We start from the raw sequence: 19,447 nt of genomic DNA, 5'->3' as shown, positions 1-19,447 counted from the left end.
GGCTCTACAATCCGATGGTTTGAACTTTGGACAGGGCAACACTGCCGCTGGCCAGATTGAGCATTGTTTCTGCACCATTCACACCCAACGTGACGCTGTTGACCGTGGCAGGCAGGTAAGTCGAAAGCTGTGTGTTCTTGCCGTCAACCGAGCCTTCAGCCTTGAAGGTGTAGTTGCCCGACGCAAGCGCTGTACCGTCGCTGTCCGTACCGTCCCAGGAAAAGCTGGTGGTGCCGACTTTCTGCGCGCCCAGCTCGACGGTGTCGACCAGATTCGATTGCGAATCGTAAACCTTGATACTTGTCGCCGTAGTGGCGCTCGGAATAACGATCGAACCGGTCATACCCTTGGTGGTATCCACGGTGGTGGAGCTCGAATCGATGATCACCGAGCGACCTACCAGCGACGATGCCTGCAACGCCTGAGACGACTTGTAACTGGTTGCAATCGTGTCAACCGTCGACGTCAGGTTCTGCATGCTTTCAAGGCTGCTGAACTGCGCCAGTTGGGCCACGAACTGAGTGTTGTCCTGTGGGTCCAGCGGGTTCTGGTTTTTCATCTGCGTCACGAGCAGCTGCAGGAACGCGTCCTTGCCTAGCGTACCGGTGGAATTCGTCGCGGTGGGCGTCGGATTCTGCAGTGTGTTCAAGAACGTCGATGAGACGCTGCTTGCTGTGGTGTTATCGGCCATAACGTTCGCCTTCTATCACTGACCGAGGGTCAGAACCTTCTGCATCATGGATTTAGCGGTGTTCATGATTTCGGCGTTGGTCTGGAAAGACCGGCTGGCAGAAATCATGTCGGCCATTTCTTCCACGACATTGACGTTGGGGTAGTAGACATACCCGTCCTTGTCAGCGGAAGGATGATTGGGCTCGTAACGTGCTTCCAGGTTCGAGCTGTCTTCGATGATGCCGTTGACCTGAACGCCCTGCCCGGCTTCCCCCTGATCCTGGAACAGCGAACCGCCTGTGGACTGCTGACCCTGCATCACGGTGGCAAACACCGGGTGACGGGCGCGGTAGGTCTGGTCCATGCTCGAAGACACGGTCTCGGCGTTGGCGATGTTACTGGCCGTAGTGTTCAGACGCGTGGTCTGGGCACTCATGGCGCTACCGGCAATGTTGAACACATTGGCTAGTGACATGAATTATTCTCCGCGAAGGGCTGCAACCAGCCCCTTGAACTTGCTGTTGAGCAATGTGAAGCTGGCCTGAAAGCCCATGGCGTTCTCGGTGTAGCTGGCCTGCTCGACCTGGGAATCGACGGTGTTCTGGTCCAGCGAAGGCTGCGACGGGGTGCGATACAGCAGCGTCCCGTCATCATTGCCCATGCCTTCGGCTTCGATATGGCGGCTGTTGGTCTTGTTCAGCGCGAAATGACCGTTCTGCACCTTGTCGTTTTCGGCAGCCAGCACCGACGAGAAGTCCAGATCGCGAGCCTTGAAGTTCGGGGTATCGGCGTTGGAGATGTTGTTGGCCAACACCTCTGCACGCTGAGCCCGGAAGTTCAGAGCCTTTTCATGTATGCCTAGCGCTTTATCGAAGCTGATGCTCATTTCGGGAAACCTTTGCCGGTTGACCTGATTCTGTTGTTACTGACAAAGCAATCGGCGTGCCATGTTGCAAAAGCCAATGATTGCAGGGCCCGCAGGCGGCGGCGAGGCGGCAATGCCAGAAAAGCGGCAAGGCATTTCCGCTGTGGGAGAAGAAAGCGGCAAGAGGGGTGCCGTTTTTTTGCCAGTATCGGCTTGCCGCCTGACAATGGCGGCACTTCATTACTATTACTGCCTCATTCGGACACCCAATAAAAAAGAGACCCGAAGGTCTCTTTGACGACTGAATCAGAGGCCAAGCTCACTCAACCCAGGGTGGTCATCAGGTCGGCGCCCCAATGGCCAATGGTATTTGCGCTCGGACTCGGCGATCGGCAAATCGCTGATGCAGGCAAAGCGCCGCTGCATGAGGCCGTTTGCAGCGAACTCCCAGTTTTCGTTGCCATACGAACGGAACCAGTTGCCAGAGTCGTCACGCCATTCGTAGGCATAGCGCACCGCGATGCGGTTACCCGTGAATGCCCAGAGCTCCTTGATCAGCCGGTAGTCCAGTTCCTTGCGCCACTTGCGTTCCAGAAAGGCCTGAGCCTCTGCGCGGCCATTGATGAACTCGCTGCGGTTACGCCAGTAGGTGTCTTCGGTGTAGGCCAGCGCAACTTTAGCCGCATCGCGAGAGTTCCAGCCATCCTCGGCGCCACGGACTTTCTGGACAGCCGTCTCCAGGGTAAAGGGTGGAAATGGCGGTCTTCCTTTATCACTCATCTCAGCGTCCTCAGAACGGTTTGTAGGGCAGAAATTTTCCATCAAGGGTTATCACGGCTCGCTCACCCCCTTCCGGATCTTCGACTTTCTTGATGTCGAGCTTGAAGTTGATTGCGCTGATGATGCCGTCGCCGAACTGCTCATGCACCAATGCCTTCAGCGTAGTGCCGTAAACCTGAACCATTTCGTGGAAGCGATAGATAGTCGGGTCACTGGAAACGTCTTCGACATTGCCGCGCAACGGGATGGTTTGCAGTTCGGCGACCGCCTCCCTGTCCAGCCCGAGACGCTCGGCGACCACTTCGGCCACCGCTTCCGGCAATGGGTGCTGACCGAGCAATGCAGCTGTGACATACACCACGCTCAACCCCGTACCCTCTGCAAGCCCTGCCCACGTCAGGTTCTTTGCGGTCTTTGCCTGCAGCACACGTTCAGTCAGATTCTGGCGCGGCGCTCTGGAAATGTTGCTGTGCGGCATAGGTAACCCTCCGGAATGAATGCACATCAATCACAGCATCAGCAACTATCACCATAAGATCCAAGACTGATTTATGATCATCGCCATAATCCTGACTTATGGTGATGCCGTGCTGTTACGCCATATACGTTATTTGCTGGCGGTCGCCGACCACGGCAATTTCACCCGGGCGGCCGAGGCCCTGCATGTCTCGCAACCGGCGTTATCGCAACAGATCAGGCAACTGGAAAGCAGCCTGGGTGTACAACTGTTCGACCGCACCCGCCGTAGCGTCGTGCCGACCGATGCCGGCCGCGTGTATCTGGACCACGCGCGTCGCTGCCTGCTTGAGCTGGAGGCCGGGAAGCGTGCGCTCAACGATGTCAGCGACCTGTCACGCGGACAATTGCGCCTCGGCGTCACGCCAACCTTCAGTGAATACCTGATAGCGCCGTTGATCGACCGCTTCAGCGCGCTGTACCCCGGCGTGGCGATAATCCTCACAGAGCTGTCTCTGGAGCAGATTACCGAGGCATTGATCAATGACGCGCTCGATCTGGCCATTGGTTTTGCCGGCAGTCATGCTGTCGAGATAGACAGCCAGCCTCTGTTCGATGAACAACTGTGCCTGGTCATGGCAAAACCTGCCCCCGAAAAACAGACCGCGCTGACACTTGAGGACCTGCAAACGCTTCGCTTTGCCTTGCTCGCCCCCGGATTCGCCACTCGCCAGCTGCTGGATGCCTGGTGCCAGACGCAGAATTTCAAGCCTGCGGTCAACCTGGAGGCGAACTCGATCGCCATTTTGCTCAAGGTTGTTGCCCAGGGGCGCATGGCGACCATTCTTCCCGATGCCATCGTTCGCGAGCAGCCCGGGTTGCGCGAAGTTCAGACGATCCCTGCCCTGCCTGGGCGAACGGTTGCGCTGCTGCGGCGTAAAAACGGATACCAGAGCGCCGCCGCCAACGCTTTTGCCAAACTGGTGAGTAACAGTACGCAAACATGAATCGATGGGCAGACGATCGAAGCTGTTTTCAGCCGCGCACAAAAAAAGAGACCCGAAGGTCTCTTTTTTCAGCGCAGGCAACTGACAGACCGTCACTTGGCCTTATAGATGATCCCGGGGCTGCACTGAACCATCTGATAGTGATCCGGCAAACCATTGAGCGCTTCGGAAGCCCCCAGAAACAGGTAACCGCCTGGCTTGAGCGTACCGTGGATGCGCAGCAGGATGTCCTTCTTCACTTCAGCGGAGAAGTAGATCAATACGTTGCGGCAGAACACGATGTCGAACTTGCCCAGCGAGGCGTAGCTGTCGAGCAGGTTGAACGAGCGGAACTCCACACGGCTCTTGATCGGCGTCTTGACGACCCAGCGACCCGGACTTTTTACATCAAAGAAACGCTGCAGACGATCCGGCGACAAGCCGCGGCCGATAGCCAGGCTGTCGTACTCGCCAGTCTTGCAGTTGTTGAGCATTGCACCAGACAAATCGGTGGCAACAATCTGCACGCCCGATTTGAGCTGGCCCTGATTGGCGCGCTCGAACTCATCGATCGACATCGACAGTGAGTACGGTTCCTGGCCCGATGAACAGGCCGCCGACCAGATGCGCAGTCGCTGACCAGGGCTGGCCTTGATCTGCTCGGGCAGCACTTTGTTCTTCAGCACTTCGAACGGATAGGTATCGCGAAACCACAGGGTTTCGTTGGTGGTCATCGCATCGACAACCTGTTCGCGCAACCCGCTGCGCGGCTGGGTCTGGATGCGCTGAACCAACTCGCCAAGCGACTTGATGCTTTGCTGCTCCATCAGTTTGTTGAGGCGGCTGGACACCAGATACTGCTTGTTTTCCCCAAGCAAGATGCCACAGGCTTTTTCCAGAAATACCCGGAACTGATCAAAATCCAAATTACCCGTAGACAAGGTGCCGCCTCTCAAATCATGTGAATCACCGGGGACGACGCCCCCGGCTGGTTATTCTGCTGCATTGATCCGCGCAACGACCCTGGCCGCCAGATCATCAGGCCGGAATTTCGCGAGAAAGTCATCCGCGCCGACTTTCTTGACCATCGCCTGGTTGAATACCCCTGACAACGAGGTATGCAAGGTGATGTGCATCTTCTGCATGCGTGGATCATTACGTATTGCTGCGGTAAGGGTATAGCCATCCATCTCCGGCATTTCAATATCGGAGATCATCATCAGGAACTCTTCTTCAGGCTTTTTGCCTTCTGCGACCATCTTGAGCAGGTAGTCCAGCGCCTGACGACCATCGTTGAGCGCGACCACCTCCACCCCGACGGTTTCCAGGCAGCGGCTCACTTGCTTGCGGGCCACCGACGAGTCATCGACCGTCAGCACGCGCATGGAGACAGCCTTGTGCTGAACCTCGGCGTCAATGACACCGACCGAGATTTCTTCGGACACTGGCGCGACTTCGGCGAGAATTTTCTCGACGTCGATGATTTCCACCAGTTGGTTATCAACCCGGGTGACGGCGGTCAGGTAATGATCGCGCCCGGTCCCCTTGGGTGGTGGATGAATCTCTTCCCAGTTCATGTTGACGATGCGTTCTACAGAATGCACCAGAAACCCCTGAACCTTGGTGTTGTACTCAGTAATGATGACGAAGGAATTGACCAACGAAATCATGCCCGTGGAACCCGTCGCCATCGCCAGATCCATGATCGGGATCGTACCGCCACGAATATTGGCCACACCCCGGACGATCTTGCTCGATTTGGGCATGATGGTGAGTTTCGGGCATTGCAGTACTTCTTTTACCTTGAAGACGTTGATCCCGTAGAGCTGCTTGCCGTCGAGACGGAACAAGAGCAGCTCCAGGCGATTCTGACCCACCAGCTGAGTTCGCTGGTTTACCGAATCCATTACACCTGCCATGCCGAACCCCCTTACCAAAATGACCGCCGCCCAGACACCAGATCAACAAGCGGCACGGGCTTTGCTATTTATTACCTCATGAACGCAAAGACGACAATTTCTCGACACCTCGCATTAGAAACCCGCAGGCTTCTGTGCGCAATCGCTCTGCTGTGCCTTTGTGGCACGGTGAGCCTTGCTCGCGCAGAGAATTTCACACTGCCTGAACAGCTTATCGGCGTCACCCAAGGGTTTCTTGAGTTCACAGTAGAAGACTATTTGGCAACCAACCAGATTGACGGGCGTCATGACATACAGGTCAAGCAGCTCGACCCGCGTTTACGGATGGGTGCCTGTGACAAGGATTTGACAGCCACACTGGAAAGCCCGCGCCCGGTCGGCCGGGTTACGGTGCGGGTACGCTGCGAAGGTTCTTCGCCCTGGACAGTGTTTGTGCCAGCCCAGGTGCTGCTGTATCGCAACGTCGTAACCGTGATGCGCCCGTTAAAACGCGACGCCATCGTTACTGAACAAGACGTTGCGCTGCGTGAGCGCGACGTGAGCAGCCTGGGCCAGGGATTCCTGGCCTCCCTTGATCAGGCAGTCGGTCAGAAGGTTGTCCGACAAATGGTCATCGACCAGGTCGTTACCCCGGTGGCGCTGGAACAGCCACAAATGATTCACAAGGGCGACCAGGTGGTCATCATCGCCCGCAGCGGTTCGCTGGCGGTGCGCATGCCCGGCGAAGCGATGTCCGACGGCGGTTTCAACGAACAGATACGGGTGAAAAACCTTAATTCCCAGCGGGTGATCAAAGCGAATGTCACCGGCCCAGGGCAGGTGGAAGTGGCCATGTAATGCATTGATGCTGGCGCAGAGGGTGTGTTTTTTTTAGACTGCGGGGAATATCCGACGGTGAAAAGCGTCTATTGGGAAGCTTTCTCACAATCGGCCTAAAGTTTGATAGGGGTTGGCCGAAAACAAGGCAAGCGTCCAAACACCCAGAGGTTTTTTCAATCATGGTCATAGATTTCAGTCGCCTTAACAATTCACAGTCTGTTGCCGGTACAACACGTACCAGTGCCAGTAAAGACACCGTCAAAACCGATGCGACAGCTCCTGCAGCCACCGCAGGTATCAAAAGCACCGGGGAAACTTTTTCTTTGAGCAGTGAGGCTCAACAGTTGCAGAAAATCACGGACAAGCTGACCGATCTGCCAACCGTCAATAGTGCTCGCGTTGCCGAGCTCAAGCAGGCCATCGCCGACGGTAGTTACACAGTGGACAGCAACCGTGTCGCCAGCAAGCTGTTGAATTTCGAAACCCAACGCTAAGCCAAGGCTGGCGCTGGATATTCTGGACGCTTAAAAACCAGAGCATGCGATGCAAGACACTACTTTGTTGCAGATGATCACTGACGACATGGTTTCGGCCCGACAGCTTCTAGAGCTGCTGCAGGCCGAATCCCTGATTCTTCACGGCCGCGACATGGGCGAGATGGAGCAGGTGCTGGCGCAGAAACAGGCGCTGGTCATTCTTCTCGATCAACATGGGCGCAAACGTAGCCAGGTGCTTGCGGGCATGGGGCTGCCAGCCAATCGCAGTGGTCTCCAGCAACTGGCCAGCCAGTCGGATGTCGGCGAGCAATTGCTGATGGCCGGTGACGAACTGAATGCGTTGATCAATGAATGCCAGACGCTGAACGAGCAGAATGGTAGTCTGATCCAGCTGCAACAGATCAGCACCGCTCATCAACTTCGCATACTGAACGGCGGTGAGACGCCCACGCTCTATGACAGTCGCGGGTCAACTGCGCTTAGAGCAAAACCACGCCCTCTGAGTCAGGCGTAACTTCCTGTATCAAGGTTTCGTGCGTAGTGGCAGAATGCCTGTTGTTGCGTTGCCGTAGTATTTTGCCTGGAGATTCAAGAACGTGAATGGCTCAAGCGCGGACGATGCTCCGCAGCCCCCGAAGGTCCTCAACACACCTTTGGAAATTGCCGCTAACCTGCGGTTGCTACTCGAGAGTCATGATCCTCTGATCATTACCTTCCATGAGCGTGCTCAACGCTTTCAGAGCTACCTGCTTGAAGTCGACCGTGACAGCAACGTCATGGCGCTCGACGAAATGATCCCCCGTGATGGCGAACGCTTTTTAAGTAATGGCGAATCTTTCCGCGTCGAAGGTTTTCACGACGGCGTGCGTATCGCCTGGGAAAGCTCGTCTCAGATGGAGATTGTCGATACCGACGGGCAGCGCCTGTACCGCGGACCGATGCCTGAAGAAGTGATTTACCACCAGCGGCGCAACGCATTTCGTGCAGCGCTGAAGCTGGCACAGCTGGTCGACATCGAGATCGGCGGCGACCGTTTGAAATCCCCTCTGACCGGCAAACTGCTGGACATCTCTGCAACCGGTTGCAAACTGCGCTTTGAAGGCGATGTGTCCGAGCGCATGCAGTTGGGCCAGGTATACGAACGCTTTATTGCGAAGTTGCCATTCGGAGCAATGACAGCCCCCGTAGAGCTGCGTTATCTGCACTTCGAAGAAAGATTTCACACCACCTTTGCCGGCGTGCGCTTCCACAACATGAGTGGGCTTGTGCAGCGTCAGGTTGAGCGTTTCGTCTACCAGTTGCAGCGTGAAGCTCGCCGCTTCGACAAAGACGACGACTTCTGATCCCCGCTTCTGCTTGCTGGTGATTGCGGCAACCTGCCGCAATCACACCGTAATCCCCTGCTCTGCCCCCCGCTACACTCAAGCCTTCCAGGTCTCGCTTTCACGCTCGCGTTCGTGCTCTTCAGCTTCGGCTGTTTCCGTGCCCGCGACCGGCTCGGCCTGTGCCTCGGTTTCTGCGTCGGCGTCGGCCACCACTTCAGACTCAGGTTCGGACTCCGGCTCGACGGTGGTCTGCATCTGCTCCTGAACCACCTGCTCATCGACACGCGGGTCCAGTGCAACCACCAGGGGCGAACTGGACATGCTGTCCGGCATGGCGACGTGATGCAGCGGTGCGTTTTCGACCTGATGCAAATGGGTAACGGCCTTGGGTCTGATCAGCAGCACCAGAATCACCCCGGCACCACAGACGAACGCATACAGCATGTGGCCGCCAAACAGCTTCATGACCACGCCGGCAGCCAACGGGCCGATACTCGCGCCGATGCCATAGGTCATCAGCAACATGGCCGTCAGCGACACCCGGCGCTCGGCCTCGACGTGGTCATTGGCAAATGCCACCGCCAGTGGATAGAGGCAGAACTGCATCAGCGAGGCGAGAAAGCCGACGCCGAACAGGACTTCGACCGGCACACTCGGAAACACCGCCAGCGGCAATGACGCCACCACCAGTGCAGCGGCAAAGATGCGCATCAGTACGGATCGGTCATAGCGGTCGGAAAGCAGACCCAATGGCCACTGCACCAGGAACCCGGCCAGAATGCAGCAGCCCATGAACAGACCGACCTGCTCGGTGGACAGCCCCTGTTCGGCGGCGTAAACCGGTGCCAGACCGTAGAACGAACCGATGATTAGCCCGGCACCCAACACCGCCGTCAGCGACTGCGGCACACGCTTCATGAAGAAGAGCGGCTCCAGCGGTGCCGGGTGCAAAGGTGCGGGGTGAATTGCCCGGGTCATGGCGACCGGCACAAGACACAGCGCGAAGCACAATGCCACCAGCATCAGCAGCTCAGGGCCCAGTTGCGGGTGGACCACCAGTACCAGTTGCCCCAGCACCAGGCCCAGATAGGACGCAATCATGTAACCGCTGAACACCATGCCGCGCTGTTTGGCGGCGGCCTGCTCGTTCAGCCAGCTCTCGATGACCATGTATTGGCACATCATGCCAAGGCCGACAATCACCCGCAGCACCAGCCAGGCGGGCAACCAACTGATCAGGCCATGCCCGAGCACCGCAGCACCAACGATACCGGCGCAGGTGGCATAGGCCCGAATATGACCGACACGGCCGATCAGACGGTGACCGATCTTGCCCCCCAGGACCAGACCGAAATAGTTGGCGGCCATCAGCGCACCGACCCACAGACTGTCGACCTGATCGGCCGCCAGGCGCAGGGCCAGATAAGTGCTCAGCAGACCTGAGCCGATCAACATCATCAACGAGGCAAAATAAAGCGCTCGAAAGGACTTCCAGATTTGGCGCATCAACTTTCCAAAAATAGGGAGTCGCCCGACCGGGCGAGCCCAACACTGCGATTCTTAAACCTGAGCAGCCAGAACGCGCCGTTCCCAGGGGGTTATCTCGTCGAAAAAACTGGTCAGTTCCAGGGTCTTCGACGCGATGTAGCCTTCGATGAATTCATGACCAAACAGTTCCTTGGCCAACTGACTGCTTTTCAGACGCTCCAGAGCGGCGTGCAGGGTACACGGCAATGACAATTCTTCCGGCACCTCAATCGCGCCTTGCATGGGCGGGGTGGGTTCCAGCTTTTGCTCGATGCCATGCAGCCCGGCCGCCAGGCTTGCGGCGATGGCCAGATAAGGATTGGCGTCGGCGCCTGGCAAACGGTTCTCCACCCTTCGAGCCGCCGCTGCACTCGACGGGATGCGCAGGCCGGCTGCGCGATTGTCGTAGGACCAGCAGGCGTTATTGGGCGAAGCATAGGGCTGGCACAGGCGCTGATAGGAATTCACGTTGGGCGCGAACAGCGCTGTGAAATCAGCCATGCAGGCCTGCTGACCCGCGATAAAGTGACGAAACGTGTCAGTCGGTTGGCCATCTGCACCACTGAAGACGTTTACCCCGGAGTCTGTTGCTACAACGCTCTGATGAAGATGCATCGAACTGCCCGCCGTGTGCGCGAGCGGCTTGGCCATGCAGACCACAATAAGCCCGTGCTTGAGCGCGACCTCCTTGAGCAGGTGCTTGAACAGAAAGGTCTGGTCGGCGAGCAGCAGCGGGTCGCCATGCAGCAGGTTGATCTCGAACTGGCTGACGCCCATCTCGTGCATCACCGTGTCACGCGGCAGACCCAACGCCGCCATGCAGGCGTATACCTCGGCGAAAAAAGGCCGCAAGCCATTGTTCGAGCTGACACTGAACGCTGAATGCCCCTGCTCGCGTCGTCCGTCCAGCCCTGTCGGCGGCACGAACGGATACAGCGGCTCGGGGTTGGGCGCAAAGACAAAGAACTCCAGTTCGGTGGCCACCACCGGTGCCAACCCCCGTGCGGCGTAGCGGGCGATGACGGCCTTTAGCTGGCTGCGCGTCGAGAGCATGCAACGCTCGCCGCTCAACTCTTCGGCATCGCAGATGGCCAGGGCGCGCGGTTGCTCGCTCCAGGGCAGACGATGGACCTGCTGCGGATCGCTGAGCAGCGCGAGGTCGCCATCATCGCTACCGTAAAACCGTGACGGCGGGTACCCGCCCATGATGCATTGCAGCAACACCCCCCGCGCAAGCTGCAATCGCCTGCCCTCCAGAAAACCGGCAGCGGTCATCACCTTGCCGCGAGGCACGCCGTTCAGGTCCGGGGTCACACACTCCACTTCATCAATGCCCATCAGCAGCTGTGCCAGCGGATGGGGGTCATTGCGTGTCATGGTTCAATCCTTTGTCATGGGCCAGGCCGCTTGGCGGCAACCCGTACAAAATACGCAGCGGGCGTTCGGGATATCAAGCACTGAAACACCTTCGTGAGAATGATCACTACCCGACCTCTACCTGATCCGGCAAAAGCGGTCTTGGCCGGGTTCTTGCTGTGTACCCCGGTCACAACAGTTCGACTGTCATTTTTATGTCAATGGCAACGCCTTTGCCGGAAGCCCTTGAAGCAGATGCCCTTTCGAACAGCAATCGGATAAAACACGAGCAGAGAACCCTCCATGAGCGCACCGATTCCAGTAACTCGTCCTCTGTTACCGCCTCTGGAGGAGTTCATTCCCTACCTCGAACACATATGGGAAAGCCGCCAGCTCACCAATGGCGGGCCGTTTCACCAGCAGCTTGAAAAGGAGCTGGCCGAGTACCTGGGCGTGCAGCATCTCTCGCTGTTTTCCAATGGCACGCTGGCGCTGATGACCGCCATTCAGGCGCTGCGCATCAAGGGCGAAGTCATCACCACGCCCTACTCGTTCGTGGCAACCGCCCATTCGCTGCTCTGGAACAGCCTGACGCCGGTGTTTGTCGACATCGATCCGGGTACTTACAACCTGGACCCGGAGCGCATCGAAGAAGCCATCACTCCGGCTACCACGGCGATCATGCCCGTACACTGCTACGGCATCCCGTGTGACGTCGACCGCATTCAGCAGATCGCCGATCGCTATGGCCTTAAGGTCATCTACGATGCCGCCCATGCGTTCGGTGTCCAGCATCGCGGGCAAAGCCTGTTGAATCACGGGGATCTGTCGGTGCTGAGCTTTCACGCCACCAAGGTGTTCAACACCTTCGAAGGCGGGGCCATCATCAGTCCGGATGCCAAGACCAAGCAACGTATCGATTACCTGAAGAACTTCGGATTTGCTGACGAAGTGACCGTGGTCGCGCCGGGAATCAACGGCAAGATGAGTGAAATCAACGCTGCGTTCGGTCTGCTTCAGTTGAAGTACATCGATGAAGCGCTCTTGAAACGGCAACGTATCGATGAACGCTATCGCGATGCGCTGGCAACGGTACCGGGGCTGAAAATTCTCTGGAAAAGCACCGAAAAACACAATTACTCGTACTTCCCGGTGCTGGTCACCGAAGACTTCGCGATTTCTCGCGATGACCTTTATCAGCGGTTCCGCGACCACAATATCCTGGCGCGCCGTTACTTTTACCCGCTCATTTCCACATTCCCGATGTACCGGGGCCTTGACTCGGCAAAACCTGATCGCCTGCGTGTCGCGACCGGTCTGTCCAGTCAGATCCTGTGCCTGCCGATCTACGACAGCCTGACGGATGAAGCCTTCGACAGCATCGTTGATGTGATCGTCACAGCCAGTAAAGAGAACTGCTAATGCGAACGTGCCCGGTCTGCTCCTGTCGTTTTCCGAACTTCTATCCGCTGGGTAGAAGCCATCTGGAAATCCTCCACCGCCTGAACGTCCACTACTGCATCGAAGACTTTGAGACCCTTAACGTCGGGCAATACAGCTGCCCCGAATGCATGGCGTCGGACCGTGACCGGCTTTACGCGCTGTTTGCCATGAACATGCTCGACAACCCGCCGGGCAAACCACTGCGCATTCTCGATATCGCACCGGCAGTGGTGCTCTCGAAGTTTCTGCGCAGCCTGCCCAACGCCCGATATCGCTCGGCCGACCTGTTCTCGCCGCTGGCTGATGACGTGGTCGACATCATGGACATGCACATGTATGCCGACGAGTCCTTCGATTTCATGGTGTGCTCGCACGTACTTGAGCACGTACCCGATGACCGCAAGGCCATGTCCGAGCTGTTTCGGGTACTGGCCAAAGGCGGCTCTGCCATCCTGATGGTGCCGATTCTGCTGACCGCCACCGAAACCGAAGAAGACCCGGACGAGGCCAGCGTCGATGAGCGCTGGGCGCGCTTCGGCCAGGACGATCATGTGCGGATGTACGCCAGACAAGACTTCCAGTCCCGTTTGACGCAGGCCGGTTTCGACGTGAAGGCCCTCGGCTCGCAGGCATTTGGTGAAGGCGTCTTCAAGCAGCACGGCATTACGGAGCAGTCGGTTTTGTATATAGGCCAAAAAAGCTGACGACAACTGCAGATCATGGACGCCGACTGCGTTGCCCGGTTGGTTTTTAAAACTTTTTCAAAAGTGGTATTGCGATGAGTTCTTCACGCCTGGTCAGTATTGTCATCCCCGCTTACAAACCGGCTTTCTTCGAAGCAGCGCTTGCCAGCGCGCTGCGCCAGAACCACGACGACATCGAGATCATCATCACCGACGACTGCCGTGACGATGGCATCAAGGCTATTGTCGAAAAGCTCAGCCCGAACAGCCGCTGGCCCATTCACTATTTCAAAAATGCAACGCCGCTGGGCGAACCTCACAACATCGCACACGCCATAGCGCGTGCGCAGGGTGAGTACATCAAGTTTCTCTACGACGATGACATCCTTCTCCCGGACTGCGTGCGCCTGATGTTCGATGTCATGCACGACAGCCCGGACATCAAAGTCGTGTCAGCGACCAGAAAGAGGATCGACGCCAACGGCGCTCTGCTGGCAGACAACCTCTACACGGCCTACCCATTCGGCAAAAACGTCGTTCTGAACGGTCCTGAGCTGGTGTCCTTTCTGGCCAGTCACCCGATCAACTTCGTCGGCGAGCCCAGTGCAGTCATGTGTCGTCGCGAAGACCTGCTGGTATTCGGGCAGGACATCATGTCTCTGCAACAGGTGCTGATCTGGGGGCTGGGTGATTTGGCCATGTACGTAAAGCTCTTGCGTCATGGCAACCTGGCGATGCTCGCCCGTCCCCTTTCCTATTTCCGGGTGTCGGATCAGCAGAGCAGCGAGGCATTCAGAAAAGACCCGACCCTGCCTCGCGAAGGTCACGCCAACTTCAGGCGCATTCCCACAGAGCTGGGCTGGGTAAGGCCTGACGAGTTCAATGGCAAGGTCAAGGTTGCTCCGCTGTCACAACGCGACAATATTCAGGAAATGGACCTGCTGGCCTACTTCGACAGAAGGCCCGAAGCCACTGTTCGGAATACCCGTGTCGCCGGCTGGCTGGCTCAGCGTCGACCTACGCCAGCCCAGCATGTGTTGCTTGAAGAGTACCTGCAACAACACAACGGCGGCCCTGCGGTTGCGATTGTCGTGTCGGACTTCAATCAGCAGCCCGAGAGCGTGCTGAGCACGCTGCAAAGCCTGGCGTCCGATGCGCCGCTGCTCGACAAGCTCAAGGTGTTTGTCCTTGCCGACTACGACCGGGAACAGCAGACGCCGCTGCAAGCGCAACTGCCCTGGCGGGATGCCAGCATGGAAAACCGCGCGACGGTCATCAACGCGTTGATGCAGGAAAACGACCAAGCGTGGTGGATCCTGGTTGACGCCGGCACGACGTTCACCTCAAGCGGCCTGCTGTGCGCTGTCATGAAAATGATCGAAACACCCGAAGCCTGTGCAGTGTTCGGCGACGAAGTGACCCTGCATGCGCAGGCAGGTGCTCATCTGGCCTTTCGCCCGGACTTCAGCCTGGATTACCTGCTGACCTGCCCGGCGGCAACCAGCCGCAATTGGCTGTTCAATCGTGAAAAAGCTCTGGAAGTGGGCGGCTTCGACCCAGTCCACGCGCAGGCCATTGAACTCGACCTGATCCTGCGCATGATTGAGGGTTCGGGCTATACCGAATTTGCGCACTCTTGCGAGCCGATGATCATCTCGCCCTTATGGCAGGCGCAGGAGAACTACGATCAGGCGCGCACCGTGCAACGGCATCTGTACGTGCGTGGCTACGCAGGCAGTAAGGTGCATGCGCTGGAGTCGGGACTTTACCGGATCGATTACGGCCATGCCGATCAGCCTCTGGTCTCCATTCTCGTCACCTCGCAGGATCAGCTGGAAACGCTGCTGCCCTGCGTAGAGAGCATTCTGGAACACACGACATATCCGCACTATGAAATTCTGATCTGCGACAACAACAGCCAGTCGGCGCAGACCACGCAATGGCTGGCGACCATCGATTCGATGCAGTCGGAACGGATTCGCATCGTTCGCCACGAACAGGCACTGAGCCCGTCGGCGCTGCTCAACTCTGCAGCCGAACACGCGCTGGGCGACTATCTTGTGATGCTCGACAGCCACGCCCTGATCATTCAGCAGGACTGGCTCAACCACCTGCTCAACCACGCACTGCGCCCTGAAGTGGGTGTTGTCGGCGCGAAACTCATTTCGACGGATGGTAATGTCGTGCAGGCCGGCATCATCATGGGCCTCAATGGCACCGCGGCCACCGTCACTGCCAGCGACATCGCAGGATCTGCGAGCGATGCGCAACGTCTGGAAACAGATCAGAACTACAGCGCTGTCAGCGGCTCCTGCCTGATGATTCGCAAGTCCGTGCATGAAGAGGTGCAAGGCCTGGACGAACACTTGTTCCCCCTGCACTTCAATGATGTGGACCTGTGCCTGAAGGCGCGCAGCACCGGGCATCTGGTCGTCTGGACACCGCACGCCATCGTCGCGCTGCGCCCGGACGACGCACAGAGCGACGCTGAAGCACTGGACTTCGCGACGCGCGCGCTCTACCACCGCTGGCTGCACTACATGGCCTGGGACCCTGCGTACAACAAGAATCTGACGCTGACTGACAGTTTCGTTGCCCAGAGCAACCCGCAGTTGAGCTGGCGGCCATTGACCCACCGTCCACTGCCGGTGGTCCTTGCTCTGCCCTGCAATCATGCGGCTGCCGGCAATCGCATCAGCACCGCGCTGCAAAGCCTGAGCGCCGAGCGCGAGACAGACGGCATCATCAGCCATGCGCCGCTTCCATTCGTGGAAATTGCCAGACTCAGCCCGGATACGGTGGTTATCCAAGGGCCAGTAAACGAAAGCCTGATTGCCAGCATCAACGCGATCAAGGACCACACCAATGCCTGGGTGGCCTACGACCTGCCGCACTACCCGGCGTACGCTGAAATCGACAAGAGCGCTGTGCCACTCGCAACAGTGCAGGCTTCCCTGCGCCACGGGCTGGCGCGGGCAGATCTGATCACAGTCCCCACAACAGCGCTGGCGGAGCTGCTGGAGGGCTCACACCCCAACGTTCAGGTGATTGAAACCCGACTTGCGCCTGAGCCATGGCGCAATCTGCAAAGCCAGCGCCAGACTCGCCCCAGACCTCGTGTAGGTTGGGTAGGCACGGCGGCAGAAACGGGCGACCTGCTGATTCTGTCAGAAGTCATCAAGGCGCTGGCAGACCGTGTGGAGTGGGTCATCATGGGACCCTGCACGCGCTGGCTACGCCCTTATATTCATGAACTGCGTTCGCCCGTGGAGGGCACTTTGTTCCCTGGGACGCTGGCCAGTCTGAACCTGGATCTGGTGTTGGTGCCTGCAGAATCCAACCTGATCAATACGAGCAAAAGCCCGGTGGCCCTGCTGGAATTCGGTGCCTGCGGTTATCCGGTCATTTGCAGTGATGTGCTCAGTGCGCCTGAAGACCTGCCCGTCACTCGGGTGGAAAACGAGACGAATGCCTGGGTCAGTGCCATCGAGCAACACATTGATCAGTTGGATGAGTGCGCACGCAAGGGCGACGCCTTGAGACAGGCTGTCATTGATAACTGGATGCTTGAGGCCGATCACTTGCAAGCCTGGCGCGATGCCTGGCTGAAGGGCTGATCAGAAAGGATTAAAACCAACAACAAGCTCTGCGTCCGGGCGGTGACGCAGAGCGATGATGTTTACCAGCGTATGACGCACGCCCCCCACGAATAGCCCACCCCGAACCCGACTGCAGCAACCCGGTCGCCCGGTTTCAGCGTACCGCGGTTCAAGGATTCCTTCAGCGCAATGGGAATGGTGCACGACACCGTATTGCCACAGTGCTGGAAGGCAGAAACGAACTTCTCGACCGGCAACTTCAAACGCCGACGCAGGGCATCCAGCATGAAGTGGTTGGCCTGATGAAACACGAACAGATCGACATCGGCCACACCCAGTTCGTCATCGAACAACGATGCGAACAACTGCGGTACGCGGGTCATGGAAAACTCGAAAATCGCCGGGCCATTCATGTACAGGTGTGCATCGGTACGCACACTGCCACCGTCATCCTGATACTCGGCAGGCTGAAGGTTTTCCGCCGAGGGCCTTCGCGCACCGCCAATCGGGACCATCAGGTTTTCCGCCCCGGAGCCGTCACTGCCATAACGAAAACGTTCCAGGAAAGGCCCGCCCTCAGTCGCGCTGAGCAGGGTCACAGCCGCGGCGTCACCGAACAGGGTACGAACACTTTTGTCCTGCGGATGAATGTAGCGACTGTAGGTTTCCGCCGTCACCAGCAATACGTTCCGGCATTGCCCTGACTCGATCAACCCTTTGGCTATGCCAAGCCCGTAAATGTAGCCTGAACAGCCCTGATTGAAATCGAAGGCGGCGCAGTGGGTGGGGAGCTGCAAGCGGTGCTGCAGAATGCAGGCGGTGGCGGGCAATACATAATCCGGGCTTTGCGTGCAGTAAATCAACGCGTCTACTTCGCTGCGCTGAATATCTCCGTTGAGAAACAACTTCTCGCAGGCGCGGTACGCAAGGTCGGACGCAGTTTCATCCTTGTCAATGATGCGCCGCTCGCCAATACCGGTCTTCGAGAAGATTTTCTCGACATCCCATTCGGGAAATTCGCGCGCCAGTGTTTCATTGTCCAGCGAATGAGCAGGCAGTTCATATTCTATGTTCACGATCCTGGCATGAGCGCCCATGAGCGTTACCCCGATATGCGTGTGGCAGGTACACCGAATACTGTAGTGCCAGCGGCGACATTGCGTATTGCAACGCTACCCGCTCCGACCACAGCCTGTTTGCCGATCCTTACCTTTGGCAGGACGCTGGCATGCGTCCCCATGAAAACACCCTCCTCCAGCACGACACCGCCAGTGATATCGCAATGCCCGCTCAAGGTGGAGAAGTCGCCGATGTCTGCGTCATGCCCCACCAGACAGCCAATATTGAGGGTTACAAATGCGCCGATGCGAAGATCGACCGTGAGCACCGTTGAAGGACAGATCACCGCACCCTGGCCAATGGAAACATTTTCGCCAATGATGACCGAGGGGTGAATGAGGGTGAAAAATTGCGCGCCCCTGGCAAGGAGTTTTTCCACGACCAGGCGCTTGCCGCTCGGGTCGCCAATCGCGCAGACCAGATACTCTTCGGGCTTTGGCTGGTAGCCGTCCACCGTCGAAACGACAGGCGGATAATGGTCGAAGCGCTCGGTCGAGCCCGGGCCGTCATTGATGAATCCGGCGATGAGCCATCCCGGATTGTTCTCCACCCAATCCGTCAGCCAAGCGTGCACTTCACGGCCGAAAGCGCCGGCACCTACGATGAGCAATCTATTGGCATTCATTGCGCCAGGTATCCTCCATCCACAACCATCGCTGTTCCGGTCACCCAGCGAGCCGCCGGAGACAACAGGTAATTGACCGCATAGGCTATGTCCAGCGGCTCACCAAACCCCAGCGGGTGCTTCTGCTCAACCACGGCCATGGAATCGATACCGACCAGATCTTCAAGCTTGCGGGTCATTTCGGTTCGCACTATGCCCGGCGCAATGGCATTGACCCTTATTCCGTCTCTGGCCAGTTCAAGTGCCGCAGCGCGGACCATCGATTCCACTGCGCCTTTACTGGCGCAGTAGGCCATCAGGGAAGGCTGGGCGGCCTGAGCCATCACCGATGAAAGCAGAACAATACTAGCCCCTTGAACGAAGACGCCTTTCTGCCTGAATGACTTTATCAGCGAAAAGCCAGAGGTCACGTTGGTGGCAAATACCGTTTCCCATTGCTCGATTGCCAAGGCTCGAATCGGCAGCGGCATCTGTACACCGGCAGCATGCACCAGCCCGTCGAAAGGCCCGTAGGTGCTGGCCAGGGTTTTCATCCAGGCCGGGACTGCGTGCCCGTCAAGCAAGTCAAAAGGCTCGACCCCGTGACTCTCACCGTGAAGCTGGCGCCTTGTTGCTTCAAGCCGTTCGGTGTTCCTGGCAACCAGTACCACCCGGGCGCCCTGCTGGCTCAGCCATATCGCAACCTGGCTGCCGATGCCGGAAGAGGCACCTGTGACCATGATCAATTTGCCGCTTAATGAAAACGGATTACTCACCACCCAACGTTCCTCTTCAGG

The 19,447-nt window shown here is 57.8% G+C and carries 20 protein-coding genes; 8 read left to right on the top strand and 12 right to left on the bottom strand.

The genetic code is table 11. The features are described 5' to 3' along the window. Positions 1 to 4 precede the first annotated feature (4 nt). The 5 genes from flgD to cynS all read right to left on the bottom strand — a co-directional run bounded on the left by flgD (position 5) and on the right by cynS (position 2,795). Positions 5 to 691, bottom strand: a complete 687-nt coding sequence (gene flgD / locus RYA97_RS24565) for a flagellar hook assembly protein FlgD (RefSeq protein ID WP_002554315.1) — start codon at positions 689 to 691, stop codon at positions 5 to 7. A 15-nt stretch (positions 692 to 706) separates the two neighbouring features. After that, complete coding sequence (gene flgC, locus RYA97_RS24560; protein WP_002554316.1) at positions 707 to 1,147, bottom strand: flagellar basal body rod protein FlgC; 441 nt, start codon at positions 1,145 to 1,147, stop codon at positions 707 to 709. Between the two features lie 3 nt (positions 1,148 to 1,150). Further along, positions 1,151 to 1,558, bottom strand: a complete 408-nt coding sequence (flgB, locus tag RYA97_RS24555; protein WP_002554317.1) for a flagellar basal body rod protein FlgB — start codon at positions 1,556 to 1,558, stop codon at positions 1,151 to 1,153. Between the two features lie 285 nt (positions 1,559 to 1,843). Continuing rightward, positions 1,844 to 2,317, bottom strand: a complete 474-nt coding sequence (locus RYA97_RS24550) for a nuclear transport factor 2 family protein (RefSeq protein WP_316893258.1) — start codon at positions 2,315 to 2,317, stop codon at positions 1,844 to 1,846. 10 nt (positions 2,318 to 2,327) lie between these two features. Continuing rightward, a complete protein-coding gene (gene cynS, locus RYA97_RS24545; protein ID WP_005780415.1) occupies positions 2,328 to 2,795 on the bottom strand; it encodes a cyanase in 468 nt (155 codons plus the stop codon). Positions 2,796 to 2,868: 73 nt separating this feature from the next. On the opposite strand from cynS, the gene cynR reads away from it, so the two are divergent. Next, a complete protein-coding gene (gene cynR, locus RYA97_RS24540) occupies positions 2,869 to 3,780 on the top strand; it encodes a transcriptional regulator CynR (protein ID WP_316893254.1) in 912 nt (303 codons plus the stop codon). 92 nt (positions 3,781 to 3,872) lie between these two features. Here cynR and cheR read toward each other — a convergent pair whose 3' ends face one another. Both cheR and RYA97_RS24530 read right to left on the bottom strand, forming a co-directional pair. Beyond that, complete coding sequence (gene cheR / locus RYA97_RS24535) at positions 3,873 to 4,700, bottom strand: protein-glutamate O-methyltransferase CheR (protein WP_005744560.1); 828 nt, start codon at positions 4,698 to 4,700, stop codon at positions 3,873 to 3,875. 51 nt (positions 4,701 to 4,751) lie between these two features. Continuing rightward, complete coding sequence (locus RYA97_RS24530) at positions 4,752 to 5,678, bottom strand: chemotaxis protein CheV (protein WP_004658711.1); 927 nt, start codon at positions 5,676 to 5,678, stop codon at positions 4,752 to 4,754. 78 nt (positions 5,679 to 5,756) lie between these two features. Between RYA97_RS24530 and flgA the strand changes: the two genes are divergently transcribed. The 4 genes from flgA to RYA97_RS24510 all read left to right on the top strand — a co-directional run bounded on the left by flgA (position 5,757) and on the right by RYA97_RS24510 (position 8,337). Next, entirely contained in the window at positions 5,757 to 6,515 is a 759-nt protein-coding gene (gene flgA / locus RYA97_RS24525; protein WP_044299339.1) for a flagellar basal body P-ring formation chaperone FlgA, read from the top strand. Between the two features lie 161 nt (positions 6,516 to 6,676). Next, positions 6,677 to 6,991 (top strand): flagellar biosynthesis anti-sigma factor FlgM, encoded by a 315-nt coding sequence (gene flgM / locus RYA97_RS24520; RefSeq protein WP_004664423.1) that lies wholly within the window; start codon positions 6,677 to 6,679, stop codon positions 6,989 to 6,991. Positions 6,992 to 7,040: 49 nt separating this feature from the next. Then, entirely contained in the window at positions 7,041 to 7,508 is a 468-nt protein-coding gene (locus RYA97_RS24515) for a flagella synthesis protein FlgN (protein ID WP_002554325.1), read from the top strand. Positions 7,509 to 7,590: 82 nt separating this feature from the next. Next, a complete protein-coding gene (locus RYA97_RS24510; RefSeq protein ID WP_005759338.1) occupies positions 7,591 to 8,337 on the top strand; it encodes a flagellar brake protein in 747 nt (248 codons plus the stop codon). 78 nt (positions 8,338 to 8,415) lie between these two features. Here the strand turns inward: RYA97_RS24510 and RYA97_RS24505 are convergent, their stop codons facing one another. Both RYA97_RS24505 and RYA97_RS24500 read right to left on the bottom strand, forming a co-directional pair. Next, complete coding sequence (locus RYA97_RS24505; RefSeq protein ID WP_004664422.1) at positions 8,416 to 9,825, bottom strand: MFS transporter; 1,410 nt, start codon at positions 9,823 to 9,825, stop codon at positions 8,416 to 8,418. A 54-nt stretch (positions 9,826 to 9,879) separates the two neighbouring features. Further along, on the bottom strand, positions 9,880 to 11,121 hold the full coding sequence (locus tag RYA97_RS24500) for a glutamine synthetase family protein (protein WP_162491510.1): 1,242 nt from the start codon (positions 11,119 to 11,121) through the stop codon (positions 9,880 to 9,882). A 384-nt stretch (positions 11,122 to 11,505) separates the two neighbouring features. On the opposite strand from RYA97_RS24500, the gene vioA reads away from it, so the two are divergent. The 3 genes from vioA (at position 11,506) to RYA97_RS24485 (ending at position 16,945) form a co-directional block, all read left to right on the top strand. Continuing rightward, the gene (gene vioA, locus RYA97_RS24495) at positions 11,506 to 12,624 is read left to right on the top strand and encodes a dTDP-4-amino-4,6-dideoxy-D-glucose aminotransferase VioA (RefSeq protein ID WP_005780401.1); all 1,119 of its coding nucleotides are present in this window, start codon (positions 11,506 to 11,508) and stop codon (positions 12,622 to 12,624) included. After that, positions 12,624 to 13,349 (top strand): class I SAM-dependent methyltransferase, encoded by a 726-nt coding sequence (locus RYA97_RS24490; protein ID WP_316893250.1) that lies wholly within the window; start codon positions 12,624 to 12,626, stop codon positions 13,347 to 13,349. Before vioA ends, RYA97_RS24490 begins: the two co-directional genes overlap by 1 nt. Before the next feature lie 74 nt (positions 13,350 to 13,423). Further along, positions 13,424 to 16,945, top strand: a complete 3,522-nt coding sequence (locus tag RYA97_RS24485) for a glycosyltransferase (protein WP_316893248.1) — start codon at positions 13,424 to 13,426, stop codon at positions 16,943 to 16,945. Between the two features lie 62 nt (positions 16,946 to 17,007). Here the strand turns inward: RYA97_RS24485 and RYA97_RS24480 are convergent, their stop codons facing one another. Genes RYA97_RS24480 through RYA97_RS24470 form a run of 3 tightly spaced genes read right to left on the bottom strand, consistent with a single transcriptional unit; the run spans position 17,008 to position 19,429 of the window. Further along, positions 17,008 to 18,024 carry a ketoacyl-ACP synthase III gene (locus tag RYA97_RS24480; RefSeq protein WP_004658699.1) on the bottom strand — a complete coding sequence of 339 codons (1,017 nt, stop codon included), beginning with the start codon at positions 18,022 to 18,024 and terminating at the stop codon, positions 17,008 to 17,010. Positions 18,025 to 18,029: 5 nt separating this feature from the next. Continuing rightward, a complete protein-coding gene (gene vioB / locus RYA97_RS24475; protein WP_002554333.1) occupies positions 18,030 to 18,671 on the bottom strand; it encodes a dTDP-4-amino-4,6-dideoxy-D-glucose acetyltransferase VioB in 642 nt (213 codons plus the stop codon). Then, on the bottom strand, positions 18,668 to 19,429 hold the full coding sequence (locus RYA97_RS24470) for an SDR family NAD(P)-dependent oxidoreductase (protein ID WP_011169104.1): 762 nt from the start codon (positions 19,427 to 19,429) through the stop codon (positions 18,668 to 18,670). The genes vioB and RYA97_RS24470 overlap by 4 nt, the downstream gene beginning before the upstream one ends. Positions 19,430 to 19,447 lie beyond the last annotated feature (18 nt).

It is taken from the genome of Pseudomonas syringae group sp. 26L6 (assembly GCF_032587815.1).
Lineage (GTDB): Bacteria > Pseudomonadota > Gammaproteobacteria > Pseudomonadales > Pseudomonadaceae > Aquipseudomonas > Aquipseudomonas amygdali.
The sequence above is the reverse complement of the archived record's forward strand: the minus strand, read 5'-3'. Positions and strand labels throughout refer to the sequence as shown.